Origin of the sequence: Pseudomonas protegens (assembly GCF_013407925.2) — a bacterium.
GTDB lineage: Bacteria > Pseudomonadota > Gammaproteobacteria > Pseudomonadales > Pseudomonadaceae > Aquipseudomonas > Aquipseudomonas fluorescens_AP.
Window position 1 is genome coordinate 2,834,689 of the sequence record NZ_CP060201.1, and the last position, 21,231, is coordinate 2,855,919.

Genomic DNA, 21,231 nt, shown 5'->3' on the forward strand with positions numbered 1-21,231 from the left:
GCTGCCCGGCGATACGAAATCACGTATCAAACCATAAGATTTAATCATTATATTTTTCGATTCCTGCCTGTATAGGCTCCCAGCGGTCGGGTCTTGCATGAAGCCCATGCGCCCTGCCGGGGCGCCCATAACAATAACAAGCAGGAGTTGCACATGACCGCCGCCCTGGAAGCTGCCGCCCACAAGAAAGCCCGCAAGGCGGGCATCGCCTCGTTCATCGGCACCACCATCGAGTGGTACGACTTCTACGCCTACGGAATCGCCGCCGCCCTGGTGTTCGGCAAAGTCTTCTTCCCCGCCGACCTGCCCCCGGGCACCGCGACCCTGCTGTCCTTCCTGACCCTGTGGGCCGGCTTTGTCGCGCGCCCCATCGGCGGCATCATCTTCGGCCACATGGGCGACAAGATCGGCCGCAAGACCACCCTGGTGATCACCCTGATCATGATGGGCGTAGCCACCACCTGCATCGGCCTGCTGCCCAGCTACCTGCAGATTGGCATCTGGGCGCCCATTGCCCTGGTGACCCTACGCATCATCCAGGGCATCGCGGTGGGCGGCGAATGGGGCGGGGCGATCCTGATCGCCAGCGAGAGTGCGCCCAAGGGCAAGGGCATCCTCTATGCCGCCTTCGCCCAACAGGGCTCACCGGCCGGCAACCTGCTGGCGACCCTGGTGTTCTTCGCCCTCAGCGCCCTGCCCGCGCCGGACTTCCTGCTCTGGGGCTGGCGCATTCCGTTCCTGCTCTCGGCACTGCTGGTGATCGTCGGCATGGTCATCCGCCTCAAGCTCGAAGAATCCGATGACATGCAGCGCCTGATGGCGCAGAAAAAGACCGTCAAACTGCCGATTCTCGAAGTGCTGCGCGACCACTGGCGCCTGGTGCTGCTAGGCGCCGGGGTGCTGCCGATCATCCACGTCACCTACTTCAAGAGCACCTTTGCCCTGTCCTGGGCCACCAAGGAGCTGGGCTACAGCCAGAGCAGCTTCCTCAGCGTGATCGTCATCGCCCTGGTGGTGCAGTTCATTACCCAACCCCTGGGGGCGGTGCTGGTGTCGCGCATCGACATGCGCAAGGCCATGGTGCTGATGGTGGTGCCGGAGCTGTTGCTGATGCCGGCGATGTTCTTCGCCGTGGAAACCGGCAACTACTGGATTGCCGTGCTCGGCATGTGCCTGGCCACGGTGCCCCACTCGATGTTCTATGGCGCGGTGGGCGGCATCCTGGCCCGCGCCTTTCCAACCCGGGTGCGCTACAGCGGGCTGTCGATCTCCTACCAGCTGTGCTCGCTGCTGGTCGGCGGCGCCACCCCGATGCTGGCGCAAAGCATCCTCAATGGCACCGGCAGCATCATCGGCGTGGCCATCGCCTCGGCCTGCTACGCCCTGGTTTCGCTGCTGTGCATGCTGGCCCTGCTCAAGCGCATCGGCCACAACGCCGCCGAACTGTCCACGGCAGAACAGGCGGATGCTGACGAACTGGCACGCGAAGCCAATCACCAGGGTTCGGCTCAGTGGCCTGTGGATAAGCTTCCAGCCGCCGCGGCCACTCCCGCGCCCCCTTTACAACCCGCTCGCTGACCCACCGGCCAAAGGGCGCAAGCGGCGCTCATGCTCCAGTAGCCAGCGCTTGCGCCACAGTCCGCCGCCGTAGCCAGTGAGCGTACCGTCGCTGCCGATCACCCGGTGGCAGGCAATGACGATGGCGATCTGATTGGCGCCGTTGGCCCGGGCCACCGCGCGCACCGCCGATGGCGAACCGATCCGGCTCGCCACCTCGGCATAACTGCAGGTGCTGCCCAGGGGAATGGCGCGCAAGGCCTGCCATACCGTGCGCGTGAAGGGCGAGGCGTTCATCGCCAGAGGCGTGTGGAAACCGCCCGGCTCACCGGCAAAATAGCGCTGCAGTTCGGCCTCGATCTGGTCGATCGGGGCGAAACGCCCGAAACCTATGCTGGAACCGCTGCGCTTTTGCAGGGCCTGCAGCTCACTGGCCAGCGCCGGGCGATCGAAGAACTCCAGCAGATGCAGGACCTGGGCGTCGGCCACCGCCAGCATCACGCCGATGGGGGTTTGCAACCAGTCCACCTTGAGCAGCTCACGCCCCCGCAGGTTCGACGGCGGCTGGCCGGCCAGACGGGAAAAAGCCCGGCGAAAGCCGCTGTCGGAATCAAAGCCGGCGCTGATCTGCGCCGCAATCACCGACTCTCCGCCTGCCAACTGCTGCATGCCCTGGCCCATGCGCCGCAGGCGGGCCATTTCCAGGAAAGTCACCCCGAAGTAGCGCTTGAAGGCGCGACGCACGGTGGACGGGTCCAGCCCCAGCCGGGTCAGATCGTCTTCGTACCAGCGACGTTCGGGGTCGCCGTGCAGTTGCTCCAGCAGGGTCTGGACCCAGGGTTCCTGCACCCCGGCCCGTTCCAGCGGACGACAACGCAGACAGGCACGAAACCCGGCTTCGACACAGCCCTTGATCGAGCCGAAAAACACCGTGTTCTCGCGCTTGGGCTTGCGCGCGGCGCAGGTCAGGCGGCAGAACACCCCCGTGCTCTTGACCCCGACGAACGCAAAGCCCTCATAAGCCGGGTCGCGGTCCAAAAGGGCCTGATACAGGGTGTCGTCATCGGGGAGCTGGAACAGCAAAGTGGCGTTTTCCATGGCCGCATCCTAAACCTTGAAGCGTCGGGTTCGAGCACTCTAAACCCGCGCTCTATGCGCTGCCGCTGAAAAACGGGCGTTGATTCTCGCCGATCCGGGCAGCCGCCAAGCGCCCTGCCGACTCATGCACTATATTGGTGCAACAGCGTGCACCGACAGACCATTCCCAGCCCATTTTGGTTCGAAAATACCCGGCAAAGCTGGCAAAGCGCCACGTAAGCGGGCTTCAAACGCCTGTTTCAGGGCGCTAACGCTTCTTTTCGGAGCCTTGGTTTGGTTTTTGCATTTTCTCCACATCAGCGCTTTAACCCCGCGCGCGATCCCGGACCGGCTCCGGCTCGCCCTGCTCCAAAAGAGGTCCGAATGACCATCAGCGACCCACTGCACCGTCTGCTTCTGGACAACCTGACCACCGCCACCATCCTGCTCAACGCCGACCTGCGCCTTGAGTACATGAATCCGGCGGCGGAGATGCTGCTGGCCATCAGCGGCCAGCGCAGCCATGGGCAATTCATCAGCGAGCTGTTCACCGAATCCGCCGAGGCCCTGAGCTCCCTGCGCCAGGCGGTGGAACAGGCGCATCCGTTTACCAAGCGCGAGGCCATGCTCACCGCCCTGACCGGCCAGACCCTGACCGTCGACTACGCGGTAACACCGATCCTCAGCAATGGCGACACCTTGCTGCTGCTGGAAGTCCACCCCAGGGACCGGCTGCTGCGCATCACCAAGGAAGAGGCCCAACTGTCCAAGCAGGAAACCAGCAAGATGCTGGTGCGCGGCCTGGCCCACGAAATCAAGAACCCGCTGGGCGGGATTCGCGGCGCCGCCCAATTGCTGGCTCGCGAGCTGCCCGAGGAAAGCCTCAAGGACTACACCAACGTCATCATCGAAGAGGCCGACCGCCTGCGAAACCTGGTGGACCGCATGCTCGGCTCGAACAAGCTGCCGTCCCTGGCGCCGACCAACATCCACGAAGTGCTGGAGCGGGTCAGCAGCCTGGTGGAAGCCGAAAGCCAGGGCTGCATCACCCTGGTGCGCGATTACGACCCGAGCATTCCGGACGTGCTGATCGACCGCGAGCAGATGATCCAGGCGGTGCTCAACATCGTGCGCAACGCCATGCAAGCCATCAGCAGCCAGAACGAAATGCGCCTGGGGCGCATCACCCTGCGCAGCCGCACCATGCGCCAGTTCACCATCGGCCATGTGCGTCATCGCCTGGTGACCAAGATCGAAATCATCGACAACGGCCCGGGCATTCCCGCCGAGCTGCAGGACACCCTCTTCTTCCCCATGGTCAGCGGCCGCCCGGACGGCACCGGGCTGGGCCTGGCCATTACCCAGAACATCATCAGCCAGCACCAGGGCCTGATCGAATGTGACAGCCATCCCGGCCACACCACCTTCTCGATCTTTCTGCCTCTGGAACAAGGAGCCCCATCGACATGAGCCGTAGTGAAACCGTGTGGATCGTCGATGACGACCGTTCTATCCGTTGGGTCCTGGAAAAAGCCCTGCAGCAGGAAGGCATGACCACCCAGAGCTTCGACAGCGCCGACGGGGTGATGAGTCGCCTGGCGCGCCAGCAGCCGGACGTGATCATTTCCGACATCCGCATGCCCGGTGCCAGCGGCCTCGACCTGCTGGCGCGGATTCGCGAGCTGCACCCGCGCCTGCCGGTGATCATCATGACCGCGCATTCGGACCTGGACAGCGCGGTCGCCTCCTACCAGGGCGGGGCCTTCGAGTACCTGCCCAAGCCGTTCGATGTCGATGAAGCAGTGTCCCTGGTCAAGCGCGCCAACCAGCACGCCCAGGAGCAGCAGGGCCTGGAAGTGGCGCCGACCCTGGCCCGCACCCCGGAAATCATCGGCGAAGCACCGGCCATGCAGGAGGTGTTCCGCGCCATCGGCCGCCTGAGCCACTCCAACATCACCGTGCTGATCAACGGCGAGTCCGGCACCGGCAAGGAGCTGGTGGCCCACGCCCTGCATCGCCACAGCCCGCGGGCGGCCTCGCCGTTCATCGCCCTGAACATGGCGGCGATCCCCAAGGACCTGATGGAATCCGAGCTGTTCGGCCATGAAAAAGGCGCCTTCACCGGCGCCGCCAACCTGCGCCGTGGACGTTTCGAACAGGCCGACGGCGGCACCCTGTTCCTCGACGAGATCGGCGACATGCCGGCCGATACCCAGACCCGCCTGCTGCGAGTCCTGGCCGACGGCGAGTTCTACCGGGTCGGTGGCCACACGCCGGTCAAGGTCGACGTGCGGATCATCGCCGCGACCCACCAGAACCTGGAAACCCTGGTGCACGCCGGCAAGTTCCGCGAGGACCTGTTCCACCGTCTCAACGTGATCCGCATCCATATTCCGCGCCTGTCGGACCGTCGTGAAGACATCCCGACCCTGGCCAAGCACTTCCTCAGCCGTGCCGCCCAGGAACTGGCGGTGGAGCCCAAGCTGCTGAAGAACGAAACCGAGGAATACCTGAAGAACCTGCCGTGGCCGGGCAACGTGCGCCAGCTGGAAAACACCTGCCGCTGGATCACCGTCATGGCCTCGGGGCGCGAGGTGCACATCAGCGACCTGCCGCCGGAGCTGCTGAGCCTGCCCCAGGATTCGGCACCGGTGACCAACTGGGAACAGGCCCTGCGCCAGTGGGCCGACCAGGCCCTGGCCCGTGGCCAATCGAACCTGCTGGACAGCGCGGTGCCGAGTTTCGAGCGGATCATGATCGAAACCGCCCTCAAGCACACCGCCGGCCGCCGCCGCGACGCCGCCGTGCTGCTGGGCTGGGGCCGCAACACCCTGACTCGCAAGATCAAGGAGCTGGGGATGAAGGTCGACGGTGGCGACGAGGACGAAAGCGAAGAAGGCTGAAGCACCGCCCCACGGCACGTAGGAGCTGGCTTGCCAGCGAAAAGACCCCTGAGCCTTGCAGAGCGCTGACCGGCGCTTTCGCCGGCAAGCCGGCTCCTACGACGAGGATGTGCGTGCACCAGGATGGGGTGCATGCACTGCCCGAAGGCGCGCTGCAGCGCCATCGAGCCCGGGCACACCCCGGGCCTCAGCGCTGAAAAGCCCTCCGCCGAAAACCCAAAAGCCCCGGATTACGGGGCTTTCAAATTTTTTCACGGCAGCACGCGCGACTATCGCGAAAACTGGCACGCCCTCTGCATTAATCCAGTCACCACCCAGTTTAGGGGACCTTGGTACAGGCAGGCCGGGGATTCCCCTCTTTAACACCCGGCCCATCCCGCTCACAGCGACGGGCCACGTTTTCGGGAATCTCGGTACAGGCAGGCCGGGAATTCCCTCTTTAACACCGGGCTCAGCACGCTGCGAGCGACGCGCCCAAGCTTTCGGGAACCTCGGTACAGGCAGGCTGGGGCTTCCCTCTTTAACACCGGGCTGATCACGCTTTGAGCGACGCGCCCACAACCCTTTCGGGGACCCTGGTACAGGCAGGCCTGGAATCCCCCTCTTTACACCGGGACTCATCGCCCGCCCAGGCGATCAGCCCCTCCCGCTTTTGGGGGCCTTGGTACAGGCAGGCCGGGGTTTCCCTCTTTTATTCCTCCTGCAGGTGGATCGCCAGGCGCCAGCGCCCGTCCACCTGGCTGGCACTCCACTGGCCCCGCAGCGGCCGGGCAGCCACCAGGTTCAGCAGCAAGCCCTGGTCCGCCAGCCGCACCCGCCAGTTCACGGTCTTCTGATTGACCTGCAACTGACCGTTCTGCGCCCGTCCTTGCGCATCGAACAGCAAGGCGACGGTGCCATCGATATGTTCGCCGTGAACCTTGGGCTCGTGGTTGAACCAGACCACCAGGCCATCGGCCGCCACCTCGACCTGTTGCAACTCCACCGGATCGGGCTGGGTCAGTCGACCAATCATCAGTCCCACCATCATCCCGACAATCGCCAGCGAGCCGAACACCCGCAGCATAAGCTTCGGTCGCGGGTCCTCTTCAGGCGTAGAATGCAGCCCATCTTTTTCTTCGGAGCCGTGCATGTTTCACGTCATCCTCTTTCAACCAGAAATTCCGCCGAATACCGGCAACGTTATCAGGCTGTGCGCCAACAGCGGCTGCCACCTGCATTTGATCGAGCCACTGGGTTTCGAAATGGACGACAAGCGCCTGCGCCGTGCCGGCCTCGACTATCACGAATACGCCACCCTGCAACGCCACGCCGACCTCGCCAGTTGCCTGGAAAGCCTCGGCCATCCGCGCCTGTTCGCCTTCACCACCAAGGGCTCGCGGCCCTTCCATGACGCCAGCTTCAAGGAGGGCGACGCCTTCCTGTTCGGCCCCGAGAGCCGCGGCCTGCCGGCGGACGTGCTGAACGCCCTGCCCGGCGAGCAGCGCCTGCGCCTGCCCATGCGCGAAGGCTGCCGCAGCCTGAACCTGTCCAACACCGTGGCGGTGGCGGTCTATGAAGGCTGGCGGCAACTGGGCTTCAAGTAACCCTTCTCTGTAGCCGCTGCCGCAGGCTGCGACAAGGCCCGAAGGGCCTTCTTGGGTGCACCATCGCGGCGCCCACTTCGTGGTCGATCGCAGCCTGCGGCAGCGGCTACAGGGTTTGCACAGCTAAGGCTCACGCATGAAAAAAGCGCCGTTACAGGCGCTTTTTTCGTACCGCGGGCCGCTCTTATTGAACGGTGTTTTCGCCGGCGGACTGCAGACGTTGCAGCTCCTGGGCGTACAGCGCGTCGAAGTTCACCGGGGCCAGCATCAGGGCCGGGAACGAACCACGGGTCACCAGGCTGTCCAGCGCTTCGCGAGCGTAAGGGAACAGGATGTTCGGGCAGAAGGCACCCAGGGTGTGGCTCATGGAAGCCTCGTCCAGGTTCTTGATCAGGAAGATACCGGCCTGTTGCACTTCAGCGATGAAGGCCACTTCGTCGCCGTTCTTCACGGTCACGGACAGGGTCAGCACCACTTCGTGGAAGTCGGCTTCCAGAGCCTTCTGACGGGTGTTGAGATCCAGGCCGACGCTTGGCTCCCACTGCTGACGGAAGATCGCCGGGCTTTTCGGCGCTTCGAAGGACAGGTCACGCACGTAGATGCGCTGCAGGGAGAATTGCGGTGCGCTTTCGTCTTCGGCAGCAGCAGTGTTCTGTTGGTCAGTCATCTCAGATCCTTCTTGATCTTGGGTCTAATAGGGTTAGGAATTTCAGGCCGCCAGCAGCGCGTCGAGCTTGCCGGCGCGCTCCAGGGCAAACAAATCATCACAACCACCTACATGGGTGGCGCCGATCCAGATCTGCGGCACGGACGTGCGTCCGGCCTTCTGGGCCATGTCGGCGCGCACCTGCGGCTTGCCATCGACCTTGATCTCTTCGAAGGCTACGCCTTTGCTCCCGAGCAGTTGCTTGGCCCGCGAGCAGTAAGGGCAGTAATCACTGGAGTAGACGATGACCTTGGGCATTACTTCACCAATGGCAGGTTGTCGGCTTTCCAGCTGGCTACACCACCGGACAGCTTGGCGGCGGTGAAACCGGACTTCAGCAGCTCACGGGCATGGGTGCCGGCGTGCTGGCCTTGGGCGTCCACCAGGATGATGGTCTTGGCCTTGTGCTTTTCCAGCTCGCCGACACGGGCGGCCAGCTTGTCCTGGGGAATGTTCAGCGCGCCGACGATATGGCCGGCGGCGTAGTCCTTGGACGGACGAATATCGATCACCACGCCCTGCTCGCTGTTGACCAGCGCGGTCAGTTCACGGGTGCTGAGGCTGCGGCCACCGCGGCTCAATTCATGAGCGATCAACAGAGCCAGCAGGATGGCGAAGGCGCCGACGAGCAAGTAGTGTTCAGTGGCGAATTGAATCAGGTGAGCAACCATCTAAGGAGGTTCCAGGGCGTTAAAATGTCGGCCAGTATACACAGCCCTCAAGGTCGGCCAAACCCCGCCCGGCGGTGACGCCACCGGAACTTCGCTTTAAACTGCCACTCCGTTTTTCCACACCTCCTTTTTCAACACTTTCCTATCCAGCCACGAGTGGACGCCATGACTACCACGCCTAAACCTTTGGTCCTGATGATTCTGGATGGCTTCGGTCACAGCGAGAGCCACGAATCCAACGCCGTCTATGCGGCCAGGAAGCCAGTCCTGGACCGCTTGTGCGCCAGCATGCCCAACGGCCTGATCTCGGGCTCGGGCATGGACGTCGGCCTGCCGGATGGGCAGATGGGCAACTCCGAGGTCGGCCACATGAATCTGGGCGCCGGTCGCGTGGTGTACCAGGACTTCACCCGGGTGACCAAGGCCATCCGTGACGGCGAGTTCTTCGAGAACCCGACCATTTGCGCCGCCGTGGACAAGGCCGTGGCCGCCGGCAAGGCGGTGCACATCCTCGGCCTGCTGTCGGATGGCGGCGTGCACAGCCACCAGGACCACCTGATCGCCATGGCCGAGCTGGCCTTCAAGCGCGGCGCCGAGAAGATCTACCTGCACGCCTTCCTTGATGGTCGCGACACGCCGCCGAAAAGCGCCCAGTCGTCCATCGAACTGCTGGACGAAACCTTCAAGACCCTGGGCAAGGGCCGCATCGCCAGCCTGATCGGCCGCTACTTCGCCATGGACCGTGACAACCGCTGGGACCGCGTGGCCCAGGCCTACAACCTGATCGTCGACGGCCAGGGCCAGTTCAACGCCGCCACCGCCCAGGAAGGCCTGCAAGCCGCCTACGCTCGCGATGAAAGCGACGAATTCGTCAAGGCCACCACCATCGGCGAGCCGGTCAAGGTCGAAGACGGCGACGCCGTGGTGTTCATGAACTTCCGCGCCGACCGCGCCCGCGAGCTGACCCGGGTCTTCGTCGAGGACGACTTCAAGGACTTCGAACGCGCGCGCCAGCCCAAGCTGGCCGGTTTCGTCATGCTCACCCAGTACGCCGCCAGCATCCCCGCGCCGGCGGCCTTTGCTCCGGGCAGCCTGGAAAACGTACTGGGCGACTATTTGGCGAAAAACGGCAAGACCCAGCTGCGCATCGCCGAAACCGAAAAGTACGCCCATGTGACCTTCTTCTTCTCCGGTGGCCGTGAAGAGCCGTTCCCGGGGGAGGAACGCATCCTGATCCCGTCGCCGAAAGTCGCCACCTACGACCTGCAGCCGGAAATGAGCGCTCCTGAAGTCACCGACAAGATCGTCGATGCCATCGAGCACCAGCGTTATGACGTGATCATCGTCAACTACGCCAACGGCGACATGGTCGGCCACAGCGGTGTCTTCGAAGCGGCGGTGAAAGCCGTGGAATGCCTGGACCTGTGTGTCGGGCGCATCGTCGATGCCCTGGAAAAGGTCGGTGGCGAAGCCCTGATCACTGCCGACCACGGCAACGTCGAGCAGATGTCCGACGCCTCCACCGGTCAGGCCCACACCGCTCACACCACCGAGCCGGTGCCCTTCATCTATTACGGCAAGCGCGCCCTGAAAGTCCGCGAAGGCGGGGTGCTGGCGGACGTGGCGCCGACCATGCTCAAGCTGCTGGACCTGCCCCAACCCGAGGAAATGACCGGCACCTCGATCCTGGTCGACCCCACGCACTGAAACAGCCCGGTGACCGTTGCATGAAAAACGCCCGATGCAGCCCATCGGGCGTTTTTCATCGCGACCCCGCCGCCCTCAAGGCACGGCGCAAAGGCTCAAGCGCATGACCGCGGCAACAGACAAACCCTGCCACTTGCTGAATAATGATTATCGTTATCAGAGATGCCCGCAGAGAGAATCCCCATGAACAAGATGGCTACGCTGTTCCTAGCCTCCCTCCTCTCAGGCTGCGCAAGCCAGGTCCCGGCAAAACCGTCGGTAGATCCCCGTGGCAGCACGCCCGAGCAGCCACACACCCGGGTGACCATGGACCCGCTGACCGCCGACAAACTGCGCGCGCTGTTGCAGATCCAGCCCCAGCAGCACGCGGCCGACATCGGGCAGATGAACGACCTGATTTCACGGGAGTTCCTGCAGACGCCCTATGTGCCGAACAAACTGCAAGGCTCCGCGACCCTGGCCGAGAAACTGGTGGTCGACTTCAGAGGCCTGGACTGCTTTACCTACCTGGATTACGTCGAGGCCTTGCGCCAGTCCCACGACGAGGCTGGCTTCATCAACAACCTGGTGCAGATTCGCTACGTCAACGGCGAGATCAATTTCCTCAACCGCCGGCACTTCTTCAGCGACTGGGCCCAGGCCGGGCAACCCTTGGCCGATGACGTCACCGCCCTGCTCGGTGCCGATGCGGTGACCGTCGCCAAGCACCTCAATCAAAAGGCCGATGGCGGCCATTACCTGTCGGGCCTGCCCGTGGCCGAACGCGACATCACCTACATTCCCAGCGCGCGGATCGACCAGCATGTGCTCAGCCGCCTGCGCACCGGCGACTACATCGGCATCTACACCCCGCTCGCGGGCCTGGACGTCACCCATACCGGGCTGTTCATCCAGACCGCCCAGGGCCCGGTCCTGCGCAATGCGTCCTCGAAGCAAAACCAGCGCGTGGTGATCGACTCGCCGTTCATGGAGTACGTCCACGACGTTCCGGGCATCGTGGTCCTGCGCGCCCGGCCAACCGACCTGGCCGGTCCCCCTGCCTCCACCTCAGAGAGCAGCGCCCAGGCGCAACAGCATCCGCCCCACGCGCAAGCGTCTGGCTGATCAGCCCGGGAATCGGCGGCGTGCTGATAGCAAATCGCCCAATAACCGCCCGGAAACGGCTTTTTATGACGAACGCCGCAAAGCAGTTGGCCTTGAGGCGTTTTTTTTGCCGCGATGGGCGGGCATACTAGGCCGTCCCTTTCCCTGGTGTCGCCCGCCTCTATGCTTCGCGCCCTGATTGCCCTTGCTCTGATCTGCCTGCTCCAACCGGCCTTTGCCGACGAGCGCGCGCAAACCCAACAACAGTTGGACGCCACGCGTCAGGACATTGCCGAGCTGAAGAAACTGCTGGGCAAGCTGCAGGAAGAAAAATCCGGGGTGCAGAAAGAACTGCGCGGCACCGAAACCGAGATGGGCAAGCTGGAAAAGCAGGTCGAAGCCCTGCAGAAAGAGCTGAAGAAAAGCGAAACCGAGCTGCAGCGACTCGATGAGGAGAAAAAAAAACTCCAGAGCGCGCGCACTGAACAACAGCGACTGATCGCCATCCAGGCCCGCGCGGCCTACCAGAACGGGCGCCAGGAATACCTCAAGCTGCTGCTCAACCAGCAGAACCCGGAAAAATTCGCCCGCACCCTGACCTACTACGACTACCTGAGCCAGGCGCGCCTGGAGCAGTTGAAGAATTTCAACGAAACCCTGCGTCAGCTGGCCAATGTGGAAAAGGACATTTCCCTGCAGCAGGCCCAGTTGCTGGTGCAGAAGAGCAGCCTCGACACCCAGCGCGAAGAACTCGACAAGGTGCGCAAGGAGCGGCAACTGGCCCTGGCCAAGCTCAATGACGACGTGAAGGCCCGGGACGACAAGCTCAAGGCCCGCGAACAGGACCAGGCCGACCTGGCCAAGGTCCTGAAAACCATTGAAGAAACCCTGGCCCGCCAGGCCCGCGAGGCAGAGGAAGCGCGCCAGAAAGCGCTGATCGCCCAGCAGGAAGCCGAAAAAAAGCGTTTGCGTGAGGCCCAGGCCGACGCCAGCGATGCGCCGCGCAAACCCGCAAGATCAAGCCCCGGCGCCCTGGTTTCCAGCGCCGGCCCGTCCTTTGGTGGTGCATTTGCTGCGGCCCGGGGAAAACTTCCATGGCCGGTTGATGGTCGATTGCTGGCACGCTTTGGTGAAACCCGCGGTGACGACTCCCGTTCCAAGTGGGACGGGGTGATGATCAGCGCCGCCGCCGGCAGCCAGGTGCACGCCGTGCACGGTGGCCGGGTGGTGTTCGCCGACTGGCTGCGCGGCGCCGGGCTGCTGGTGATCCTCGATCACGGCAACGGCTACCTGAGTCTCTACGGACACAACCAGACCCTGCTCAAGGAAGCGGGTGATGTGGTCAAGGCCGGAGAGTCCATCTCCACCGTGGGTAATAGTGGCGGACAGGACACTCCTGCGCTGTACTTTGCAATTCGTCAGCAGGGCCGCCCCAGCGACCCGGCACAGTGGTGCCACGCGCAAGGATAAGCGCTGCATCTAAATTAGGAGTTCGTTCGACATGCTGCATTTGTCCCGCCTTACCTCGCTGGCCCTGACGATCGCCCTGGTGATCGGAGCGCCTCTGGCGTTTGCCGCCGAAACCGCTCAATCAGCGACCGCCGCGACCACCAAGGCACCTTTGCCGCTGGAAGAACTGCGCACCTTTGCCGAGGTCATGGACCGGATCAAGGCGGCCTATGTCGAACCCGTGGACGACAAGACCCTGCTGGAGAATGCCATCAAGGGCATGCTCAGCAACCTCGACCCGCACTCGGCCTACCTGGGGCCGGAAGACTTCGCCGAACTGCAGGAAAGCACCAGCGGCGAATTCGGCGGCCTGGGCATTGAAGTCGGCGCCGAAGACGGCTTTATCAAAGTGGTCTCGCCGATCGACGACACCCCGGCGTCCAAGGCCGGGATCCAGGCCGGCGACCTGATCGTCAAGATCAACGGCCAACCGACCCGCGGCCAGACCATGACCGAAGCCGTGGACAAGATGCGCGGCAAGATCGGCCAGAAAATCACCCTGACCCTGGTGCGCGACGGCGGCACGCCGTTCGACGTGACCCTGGCCCGCGCCACCATCCAGGTGAAAAGCGTGAAGAGCCAGTTGCTGGAATCCGGCTACGGCTACATCCGCATCACCCAGTTCCAGGTCAAGACCGGCGAGGAAGTCTCCAAGGCCCTGGCCAAGCTGCGCAAGGACAACGGCAAGAAGCTCAACGGCATCATCCTCGACCTGCGCAACAACCCGGGCGGCGTGCTGCAGGCCGCGGTGGAAGTGGTCGACCACTTCATCACCAAGGGCCTGATCGTCTACACCAAGGGCCGCATCGCCAACTCCGAGCTGCGCTTCTCTGCCACCGGCAAGGACGAAAGCGAAGCGGTGCCGATGGTGGTGCTGATCAACGGCGGCAGCGCCTCGGCATCGGAAATCGTCGCCGGCGCCCTGCAGGACCAGAAACGCGCGGTGCTGATGGGCACCACCAGCTTCGGCAAGGGCTCGGTACAGACCGTGCTGCCGCTGAACAACGACCGCGCGCTGAAGATCACCACCGCGCTGTACTTTACCCCCAACGGCCGCTCGATCCAGGCCCAGGGCATCGTTCCGGACATCGAAGTGCGCCGCGCCAAGATCACTAGCGAGGCCCAGGACGGCGAGTACTTCAAGGAAGCCGACCTGCAGGGTCACCTGGGCAACGGCAACGGCGGCGCCGACAAGCCAAGCGGTTCGGCCAGCAAGGCCAAGCCGATGCCGCAGGATGACGACTACCAGCTGGCCCAGGCCCTGAGCCTGCTCAAGGGGCTGAGCATTACCCGCGGCAAGTGATTGAACCCTTCGCCGGCAAGCCGGTTCCTACAGGAGCCGGCTTGCGTAGGAGCTGGCTTGCCAGCGAAGCGCCCGCCAGGGCGCCCATTGCCCTGAAGGCCTGATCCCTATTCCCATGATTTCCCGCTGCCCACCCCTGTTACGCTCGCTCCGCGCCCCGCTGCTCAGCCTGCTGTGCCTCTTGCCCCTGATCACCCAAGCCGCCGAACCCACCGCCAGCGCGCCCAAGGCCTACCTGAGCCTGATCATCGACGACCTCGGCCAGAACCTGCCCCGCGACCGCCGCGTACTGGCCCTGCCGGGCCCGGTGACCACGGCGATCATGCCCGACACGCCCCACGCCACCGAATTTGCCCGCGAAGCCCATCGCGCCGGCAAGATCGTCATCCTGCACATGCCCATGGACCCGGCCACCGGGCCCTTCGCCTGGCACCCCGAGCTGCCCATCGAAGAGCTGCAAAAACGCCTGGAAGCCGCCTTCCAGGCCGTGCCCTACACCAGCGGCCTGAACAACCACATGGGCAGCCGCATGACCGCCCAACCCCAGGCCATGGCCTGGCTGATGGCCGACTTGCAGCGCCGCCACAAATTCTTCGTCGACAGCCGCACCAGCGCCCAGACGGTCGCCGCCGCCGAAGCGCAGAAAATCGGCCTGGCCAGTGTTTCCCGGGATGTGTTCCTGGACGACGAGCGCACCGAAGCGGCGATTGCCCAGCAGTTGCAGACGGCGATCAAGCTGGCGCGCAAACAGGGCTCTGCGGTGATGATCGGCCACCCTTATCCACAGACCCTGGCCGTGCTCGAACGCGAACTGCCCAAGCTCAAGGCCCAGGGCATCGAGTGGATCGATATCAAGTCGATGATCAGCCTGCGCAGCAACGAAGCCATGGCCGGGCACGGCAAGAATGGCAAGTACAGATAGGGCAGCGGCAAGCCTCACGCTGCAAGCCGAAGCGCCGCCGACCTGCTGTTACTTGTAGCTTGCCGCTTGCAACTTGCCGCTGATCTAGAGATAGCGCCCCATGATCTCTTCCACCAGCCCCTCTTCGCGCATCGCGTCCAGGGCCGCCTGGAGCTTGGCCACCACCTCATCGGACACGTCCTTGTTCAGGGCCAGGTACAGCTCGGCGCTGTTGAAGCGCAGCACGGTCTTGAGGCCGCTGATGCCTTCCTGCTTGGCCAGGTAACGTCCCGCCGGATCGCCGGTGGCCCACAGGTCGATCTGCCCCGCCACCAGCTTTTTGGCGTTGTCCTGGTCCCGCAGCACCACCTGGGGCGCCAGGCCCTGCTTGGCCAGGGTCTGGGCAATGGCATCGCCCTTGTAGGCGCCGATCTTGTACTTGCGCGCCTGCTCCAGGGATTCGAGGCTGATGGTGCTACCGGCCTTGGCCAGCATGATCCAGTCATCCGGGCCGATGGGACCGACCCACTTGAACAGCGGCTCGCGGTCCGGCAGGCGGGCCATGACGAACACGCCATAGCCCGGCTGCTCCAGGGCCATCTTGTAGATGCGCTCCCAGGGAAACCGCAGGGTCAGGCTGTAATTGATCCCGGCACGCTTGAACATTTCGCGGACGATATCCACGGCAATGCCGTCGATGTTCTCGCCTTGGGCGAAGTTCTTGCCGTTCTTGGCCATGTTGTAGGGGGGGAAGTTTTCCGTCAGCAACACCAGGGAGGTGTCGGCGGTATCAGCGGCGCGGGCCAGGGTGCTCAGCAGCAGCGCGGCGCTGGCGACAACCACAAGAAGAGGTTTGAACATGACGGGATACCAGAATCCATGGCGTGCTCAAGAGTGCCGTGAGCACGCCATGCTGTCCAGTGGCTATCGCACCACGATCCCGCGCTGCGTCATGTAGGCCTTGGCCTCGGGAACCGTGTATTCGCCGAAGTGGAAAATACTCGCCGCCAGCACCGCGCTGGCGTGGCCTTCGAGGATGCCGTCGGCCAGATGCTGCAGGTTGCCGACGCCGCCGGAGGCAATCACCGGAATCCCCAGGGCATCGCTGATGGCTCGGGTCACGCCCAGGTCGAAGCCGTTTTTCATGCCGTCCTGATCCATGCTGGTGAGGAGGATTTCACCGGCGCCCAGGCCTTCCATCTTCTTCGCCCACTCCACCGCGTCCAGCCCGGTGGGCTTGCGTCCGCCGTGGGTGAAGATTTCCCAGCGCGGGGTTTCGCCCGGGCCGGAGACTTTCTTCGCGTCGATGGCGACCACGATGCATTGCGAGCCGAAATGCTGCGCCGCTTCACCGACGAACTCGGGGTTGAACACCGCCGCGGTGTTGATCGAAACCTTGTCCGCGCCGGCATTGAGCAGGTTGCGGATGTCCTGCACGGTGCGCACGCCACCGCCCACGGTCAGCGGAATGAACACCTGGCTGGCCATGCGCTCGACGGTATGCAAGGTGGTATCGCGGCCATCGACGCTGGCGGTGATGTCGAGGAAAGTGATTTCGTCGGCACCCTGCTCGTCGTAGCGACGGGCGATTTCCACCGGATCGCCAGCGTCACGGATGTTCTCGAATTTGACGCCCTTGACCACCCGGCCGTTGTCCACGTCCAGGCAAGGGATGATGCGTTTGGCTAAGGCCATAGGCTTAATCTCCGATTAAGAGTTGCAAGCGACAAGCTTCAAGCGGCAAGCAGGAGCGGATCGCGGTCACGCTGCCAACTGGCCGCTGCCCGCTTAAGGCTTGGAGCTGGCCGCGTAGCCATCACAAAAGGCCTGGGCCTCTGCCACATCCAGCGTGCCCTCATAAATCGCGCGGCCCGTGATGGCGCCGATGATCCCCGGAGCCTTGGCATCCAACAGGGCCTTGATGTCGCCCAGGTTGTGAATGCCGCCGGAAGCGATCACCGGGATCTTGGTGGCCGCCGCCAGGGCTGCGGTGAACGGCACGTTGCAGCCCTGCATCATGCCGTCTTTGGCGATGTCGGTATAAACGATGGCGGACACACCGTCGGCTTCGAAGCGCTTGGCTAGGTCGATCACTTGCACGCTGCTGACTTCAGCCCAGCCGTCGGTGGCGACGAAACCGTCCTTGGCGTCCAGGCCGACGATGACCTTGCCCGGAAACGCGCGGCAGGCCTCGGCGACGAACTCCGGCTCCTTGACCGCCTTGGTGCCGATGATCACGTAGCTCACGCCAGCCTTGACGTAGTGCTCGATGGTTTCCAGGGAACGGATGCCGCCACCGATCTGGATCGGCAGGTTCGGGTAGCGCTTGGCGATGGCCGTGACCACCTCGCCGTTCACCGGCTGGCCTTCGAAGGCGCCGTTGAGGTCCACCAGATGCAGACGACGGCAACCCCCTTCAACCCACTTGGCGGCCATGCTCACCGGGTCATCGGAGAACACCGTGGAATCTTCCATGCGGCCCTGACGCAGACGTACACAGGCACCGTCTTTAAGATCGATAGCGGGAATGATTAGCATGCTTTTCCTTCGTCAAAGAGCTGCAAGCTGCAAGCCATAAGCTGCAAGCGCGCACGCGTGTCTACTTCTTGCAGCTTGCAGCTTGAAGCTTGCCGCTGCCCTAATTTTTCTCGAGCGCCCACAGGTCGCTTTCGATGCTTTCGAACCTCTCTTTGAGGTGCGCCTGCACATCGAAAATCGCCCGGTTGTAATAGTGCGGAGCAATTTCCCGGGTAAACAGCTCAAGAATCTCCGCCGCCTCGAACGAGCCCAGGTCGAGCTCGAAGCGCTCCTCCATGAAGCGCTTGATCTTGTGCGTCGCCTCACTCTCCTGTTCGGCAGTGAGGTTCAGGATCGGCGGCTTGGATTTCTTGATCGCCATTTACCAGCGACCGTCCCAGGCGGCGAAGTTCTGCAGCAACTGCAGGCCGTGGGTGTGACTCTTTTCCGGGTGGAACTGCACGGCGAAACGCGAGCCGTCGGCCAGCGCCGCGGCAAAGTCCACCCCGTAGTGACCGCTGCCCACCACCTGCCGCGCGTTACCGGCATGGATGTAGTAGCTGTGCACGAAGTAGAAGCGCGCCCGGTCCGCAATGTTGTGCCACAGCGGGTGATCCACCGCTTGCTGCACTTCGTTCCAGCCCATGTGCGGCACCTTCAGGTGCTCGCCGTCCTCGATCAGGCCCTTGCCGAAGAACTTCACCTGGCCGGGAAACAGGCCGATGCAGTCGACGCCCTCGTTTTCTTCGCTGTGGTCGAGCAAGGCTTGCATGCCCACGCAAATGCCGAGGAAGGGACGATCCTGGCTGACTTCACGCACCAGGGAATCGAAGCCCAGGCGACGGATCTCGGCCATGCAGTCGCGAATCGCGCCCACGCCGGGAAACACCACCCGGTCGGCTTCGCGAATCACGTTGGCATCGCTGGTGATCAGTACCTTGCCGGCGCCCACGTGCTCCAGGGCCTTGGCCACCGAGTGCAGGTTGCCCATGCCGTAGTCGATAACGGCGACGGTCTGCATTACAGCACGCCCTTGGTGGACGGCATCTGGCCGGCCATGCGCTCGTCCAGCTCCACCGCCATGCGCAGTGCACGGCCGAAGGCCTTGAACACGGTCTCGATCTGGTGGTGCGTGTTGGTGCCGCGCAGGGTGTCGATGTGCAGGGTCACGTTGGCGTGGTTGACAAAGCCCTGGAAGAACTCCTGGAACAGGTCAACGTCGAAACCGCCGACGGTGGCGCGGGTGAAGGGTACGTGCATCTGCAGGCCGGGACGGCCGGAGAAGTCGATCACCACGCGGGACAGGGCTTCATCCAGCGGTACATAGGCATGGCCGTAGCGACGGATGCCTTTCTTGTCGCCGATGGCCTTGCTGAACGCCTGGCCGAGGGTGATACCGACGTCCTCCACGGTGTGGTGGTCGTCGATATGCAGGTCGCCCTTGCTTTCGATGTCCAGGTCGATCAGCCCGTGCCGGGCGATCTGGTCCAGCATGTGCTCAAGGAAGGGCACGCCGATATCGAATCGGGCCTTTCCGGTGCCATCCAGGTTGATCGAGGCTTTGATCTGGGTTTCCAGAGTGTCGCGCTCGACAGATGCCTTACGTTCGGCCATCACCAGCTCCGCAAAATCATTGGGCGAAAAAGGCGAATAGTATAGGCCCGACGGCGGCCAAACAGAAACACGCTGGACAATATCCTGACGGGCGCCAGCCAATGGCTACGGGGCTGTACCTGTCATGACAAGCAGTGTGATGCGTTCGCCGGCAAGCCGGCTCCTACGCAGGAGCTGGCTTGCCGGCGAAGCCCTTAATGGAACAGCACTGCGGTCTTCTGCAAGGTCACCCACACACCCCAGGCCAGGGGAATGCCCACGACCAACCAGGCAGCAACCACCACCGGCAAGCTGGCGGACGACGCCTTCCACTCCAGCACGACGCTGCTGTCGGCGCCCTTGTCATGGCCCAGGGCCTGCTCGGCCGCCAGTTGCTCGTCGGTCATGAAGTACTTGTCGGCCACCGGGCGCACCAGCAGGTTGCACAGGAAGCCCAGCACCAGCAGGCCGGCGAGGATGTACAGGGTGATGTCATACGCCGCGGCACGCTCGACGCCGATGCTCAACTGGTACTCGCGCAGGTAGTTCACCAGCACCGGGCCCAGTACGCCCGCCGCCGCCCAGGCGGTCAGCAGGCGACCGTGGATCGCCCCCACCATCTGCGTGCCGAACAGGTCGGCCAGGTAGGCCGGCACCGTGGCGAAACCGCCGCCGTACATCGACAGGATGATGCAGAACGCCGCCACGAACAGGGCGATGTTGCCCAGGTGACCGAGGTTCGGAATCAGCGCATACAGGGCAAAGCCCAGGGCGAAGAACACGAAGTAGGTGTTCTTGCGGCCCAGGTAGTCGGAGAACGACGCCCAGAAGAACCGCCCGCCAATGTTGAACAGGCTCAACAGACCGGTGAAGCCGGCCGCGATGGCGGCGATCTGCGCCAGTTGCCCGGCATCCAGCTGGCTGAAGGTCAGACCGTTGCCCAGCAGCTTGCCGGCGAACACTTCCTGCAGCAGCGGCGAAGCCATCCCGAGGATGCCGATACCGGCCGATACGTTGAGGCACAGCACCAGCCAGACCAGGCGGAACTGCGGGGTCTTCCAGGCCACGTTCACGTGCACATGGCGGTGGGTGATCATCGCGTTGGCAGCTTTTTTCGCCGGTGCGGTCCAGCCTTCAGGCTTCCAGCCGGTCGGTGGAACCCGATAAGCCAGGGCGCCGCCGATCATGAACACGAAGTAGATCGCCGCCATCACCAAAAAGCTCTGCCACACGCCGACACTGGTAGGCGTCGCGAAGTGACTCATCAGCGCCGCCGCCAGGGGCGCGCCGACCATGGCGCCGCCGCCAAAGCCCATGATCGCCATGCCGGTGGCCATGCCGCGCTTGTCCGGGAACCACTTGATCAGGGTCGATACCGGTGAGATGTAGCCCAGGCCCAGGCCGATACCGCCGATGACCCCGGAGCCGATCCACATCAGCCAGATCTGGTGGGTATACACCCCCAGGGCCGAGATCAGCAGACCGCCGCACCAGCACAGTGCCGACACCACACCGGCCTTGCGCGGCCCGGCATGTTCCAGCCAGCCGCCCCAGATCGCCGCCGAACAGCCGAGGAAGATGAAGAACAGGGTGTAGATCCAGCCGAGCATGGAGATCGGCCAGTCGCACTGGGACGAGAAGATCTGCGCGATAAAGCCCATGTCAGGTGCGCAAGCCACCGGCGCGCTGATGCCCAGCGCCTTGGACAGTGGCAGCCAGAACACCGAGAAGCCGTAGGCCATGCCGATGCACAGGTGAATGGCCAGAGCGGCCGGTGGAACCAGCCAGCGGTTGAAACCGGGCTTGGCGATGATGCGTTCTTTGGACAAGAACGCTGGCTGAGCGGTCGAACTGGCCACCGCGTTGCTAGTGCTCATGGTTGTTTCCCCCAATTATTAGAATTGTTCATCGGCCACTCCTCTGCGACGACCTTAGGCACGCGGGCACGGTCGTTTTATGAGTAAAGCTTCCTTTTGGCAGGCGCGACAAAAAGTCGCGGAAGGACGGATGAACCGCGAGAGGTTACCATTTGCGACAAACTAAAAAACCAAACTGCCCTCACCTTTTTTCCGACAACTGTGCTGTCCGCAAGCCGGGCCACTGGCCAAAAGTCCCCCG

General features: G+C 63.5%; 21 protein-coding genes. 9 read left to right on the forward strand and 12 right to left on the reverse strand.

What is annotated here, in order from left to right:
• Positions 1-153 precede the first annotated feature (153 nt).
• Positions 154-1,578 carry an MFS transporter gene (locus tag GGI48_RS13055; RefSeq protein ID WP_179598615.1) on the forward strand — a complete coding sequence of 475 codons (1,425 nt, stop codon included), beginning with the start codon at positions 154-156 and terminating at the stop codon, positions 1,576-1,578.
• Here the strand turns inward: GGI48_RS13055 and GGI48_RS13060 are convergent.
• On the reverse strand, positions 1,561-2,655 hold the full coding sequence (locus GGI48_RS13060) for a bifunctional transcriptional activator/DNA repair enzyme AdaA (RefSeq protein WP_047301119.1): 1,095 nt from the start codon (positions 2,653-2,655) through the stop codon (positions 1,561-1,563). The two genes, GGI48_RS13055 and GGI48_RS13060, sit on opposite strands and share 18 nt — an antisense overlap.
• A 363-nt stretch (positions 2,656-3,018) precedes the next feature.
• On the opposite strand from GGI48_RS13060, the gene glnL reads away from it, so the two are divergent.
• Both glnL and ntrC read left to right on the forward strand, forming a co-directional pair.
• Entirely contained in the window at positions 3,019-4,104 is a 1,086-nt protein-coding gene (gene glnL / locus GGI48_RS13065; protein ID WP_016963312.1) for a nitrogen regulation protein NR(II), read from the forward strand.
• Positions 4,101-5,537: a nitrogen regulation protein NR(I) gene (ntrC, locus tag GGI48_RS13070; RefSeq protein WP_092318775.1), complete on the forward strand. Its 1,437-nt coding sequence runs from the start codon at positions 4,101-4,103 to the stop codon at positions 5,535-5,537. The genes glnL and ntrC overlap by 4 nt, the downstream gene beginning before the upstream one ends.
• A 691-nt stretch (positions 5,538-6,228) precedes the next feature.
• On the opposite strand, the gene GGI48_RS13075 is transcribed toward ntrC, so the two are convergent.
• Positions 6,229-6,669 carry a hypothetical protein gene (locus tag GGI48_RS13075; protein ID WP_016963310.1) on the reverse strand — a complete coding sequence of 147 codons (441 nt, stop codon included), beginning with the start codon at positions 6,667-6,669 and terminating at the stop codon, positions 6,229-6,231.
• On the opposite strand from GGI48_RS13075, the gene GGI48_RS13080 reads away from it, so the two are divergent.
• Positions 6,668-7,123, forward strand: a complete 456-nt coding sequence (locus GGI48_RS13080; protein ID WP_179598616.1) for a tRNA (cytidine(34)-2'-O)-methyltransferase — start codon at positions 6,668-6,670, stop codon at positions 7,121-7,123. The genes GGI48_RS13075 and GGI48_RS13080 overlap by 2 nt on opposite strands.
• Before the next feature lie 184 nt (positions 7,124-7,307).
• Here GGI48_RS13080 and secB read toward each other — a convergent pair whose 3' ends face one another.
• From secB to GGI48_RS13095, 3 genes are read right to left on the reverse strand one after another with little or no spacing between them, the layout of a single operon-like run.
• On the reverse strand, positions 7,308-7,790 hold the full coding sequence (gene secB / locus GGI48_RS13085; RefSeq protein ID WP_016963308.1) for a protein-export chaperone SecB: 483 nt from the start codon (positions 7,788-7,790) through the stop codon (positions 7,308-7,310).
• Between the two features lie 42 nt (positions 7,791-7,832).
• Positions 7,833-8,087, reverse strand: a complete 255-nt coding sequence (grxC, locus tag GGI48_RS13090; RefSeq protein WP_016963307.1) for a glutaredoxin 3 — start codon at positions 8,085-8,087, stop codon at positions 7,833-7,835.
• Positions 8,087-8,500: a rhodanese-like domain-containing protein gene (locus GGI48_RS13095; protein ID WP_047283556.1), complete on the reverse strand. Its 414-nt coding sequence runs from the start codon at positions 8,498-8,500 to the stop codon at positions 8,087-8,089. The genes grxC and GGI48_RS13095 overlap by 1 nt, the downstream gene beginning before the upstream one ends.
• Positions 8,501-8,665: 165 nt before the next feature.
• Between GGI48_RS13095 and gpmI the strand changes: the two genes are divergently transcribed.
• From gpmI to GGI48_RS13120, 5 genes are all read left to right on the forward strand, one after another.
• Entirely contained in the window at positions 8,666-10,207 is a 1,542-nt protein-coding gene (gpmI, locus tag GGI48_RS13100) for a 2,3-bisphosphoglycerate-independent phosphoglycerate mutase (RefSeq protein ID WP_179598617.1), read from the forward strand.
• 183 nt (positions 10,208-10,390) lie between these two features.
• Complete coding sequence (locus GGI48_RS13105) at positions 10,391-11,311, forward strand: DUF1460 domain-containing protein (protein ID WP_179598619.1); 921 nt, start codon at positions 10,391-10,393, stop codon at positions 11,309-11,311.
• Positions 11,312-11,473: 162 nt separating this feature from the next.
• Positions 11,474-12,760, forward strand: coding sequence for a murein hydrolase activator EnvC family protein (locus GGI48_RS13110; protein WP_047301110.1), 1,287 nt, complete (start codon positions 11,474-11,476; stop codon positions 12,758-12,760).
• A 31-nt stretch (positions 12,761-12,791) separates the two neighbouring features.
• The gene (locus GGI48_RS13115) at positions 12,792-14,102 is read left to right on the forward strand and encodes a S41 family peptidase (protein ID WP_060842223.1); all 1,311 of its coding nucleotides are present in this window, start codon (positions 12,792-12,794) and stop codon (positions 14,100-14,102) included.
• Between the two features lie 115 nt (positions 14,103-14,217).
• Positions 14,218-15,024, forward strand: coding sequence for a divergent polysaccharide deacetylase family protein (locus tag GGI48_RS13120; RefSeq protein ID WP_179598620.1), 807 nt, complete (start codon positions 14,218-14,220; stop codon positions 15,022-15,024).
• Positions 15,025-15,108: 84 nt separating this feature from the next.
• Here GGI48_RS13120 and GGI48_RS13125 read toward each other — a convergent pair whose 3' ends face one another.
• The 7 genes from GGI48_RS13125 to GGI48_RS13155 all read right to left on the reverse strand — a co-directional run bounded on the left by GGI48_RS13125 (position 15,109) and on the right by GGI48_RS13155 (position 20,990).
• Positions 15,109-15,864, reverse strand: a complete 756-nt coding sequence (locus GGI48_RS13125; protein WP_179598621.1) for a substrate-binding periplasmic protein — start codon at positions 15,862-15,864, stop codon at positions 15,109-15,111.
• Between the two features lie 63 nt (positions 15,865-15,927).
• Positions 15,928-16,698 carry an imidazole glycerol phosphate synthase subunit HisF gene (hisF, locus tag GGI48_RS13130; protein WP_179598622.1) on the reverse strand — a complete coding sequence of 257 codons (771 nt, stop codon included), beginning with the start codon at positions 16,696-16,698 and terminating at the stop codon, positions 15,928-15,930.
• 93 nt (positions 16,699-16,791) lie between these two features.
• Positions 16,792-17,541 carry a 1-(5-phosphoribosyl)-5-[(5-phosphoribosylamino)methylideneamino]imidazole-4-carboxamide isomerase gene (gene hisA / locus GGI48_RS13135; RefSeq protein ID WP_047301103.1) on the reverse strand — a complete coding sequence of 250 codons (750 nt, stop codon included), beginning with the start codon at positions 17,539-17,541 and terminating at the stop codon, positions 16,792-16,794.
• 100 nt (positions 17,542-17,641) lie between these two features.
• Positions 17,642-17,902, reverse strand: a complete 261-nt coding sequence (locus tag GGI48_RS13140) for a DUF2164 domain-containing protein (protein ID WP_016963297.1) — start codon at positions 17,900-17,902, stop codon at positions 17,642-17,644.
• Entirely contained in the window at positions 17,903-18,541 is a 639-nt protein-coding gene (gene hisH / locus GGI48_RS13145; RefSeq protein WP_016963295.1) for an imidazole glycerol phosphate synthase subunit HisH, read from the reverse strand.
• Positions 18,541-19,134, reverse strand: coding sequence for an imidazoleglycerol-phosphate dehydratase HisB (gene hisB / locus GGI48_RS13150; protein WP_011058736.1), 594 nt, complete (start codon positions 19,132-19,134; stop codon positions 18,541-18,543). Before hisB ends, hisH begins: the two co-directional genes overlap by 1 nt.
• A 194-nt stretch (positions 19,135-19,328) precedes the next feature.
• Entirely contained in the window at positions 19,329-20,990 is a 1,662-nt protein-coding gene (locus GGI48_RS13155; protein ID WP_016963293.1) for an OFA family MFS transporter, read from the reverse strand.
• Positions 20,991-21,231: the final 241 nt, after the last annotated feature.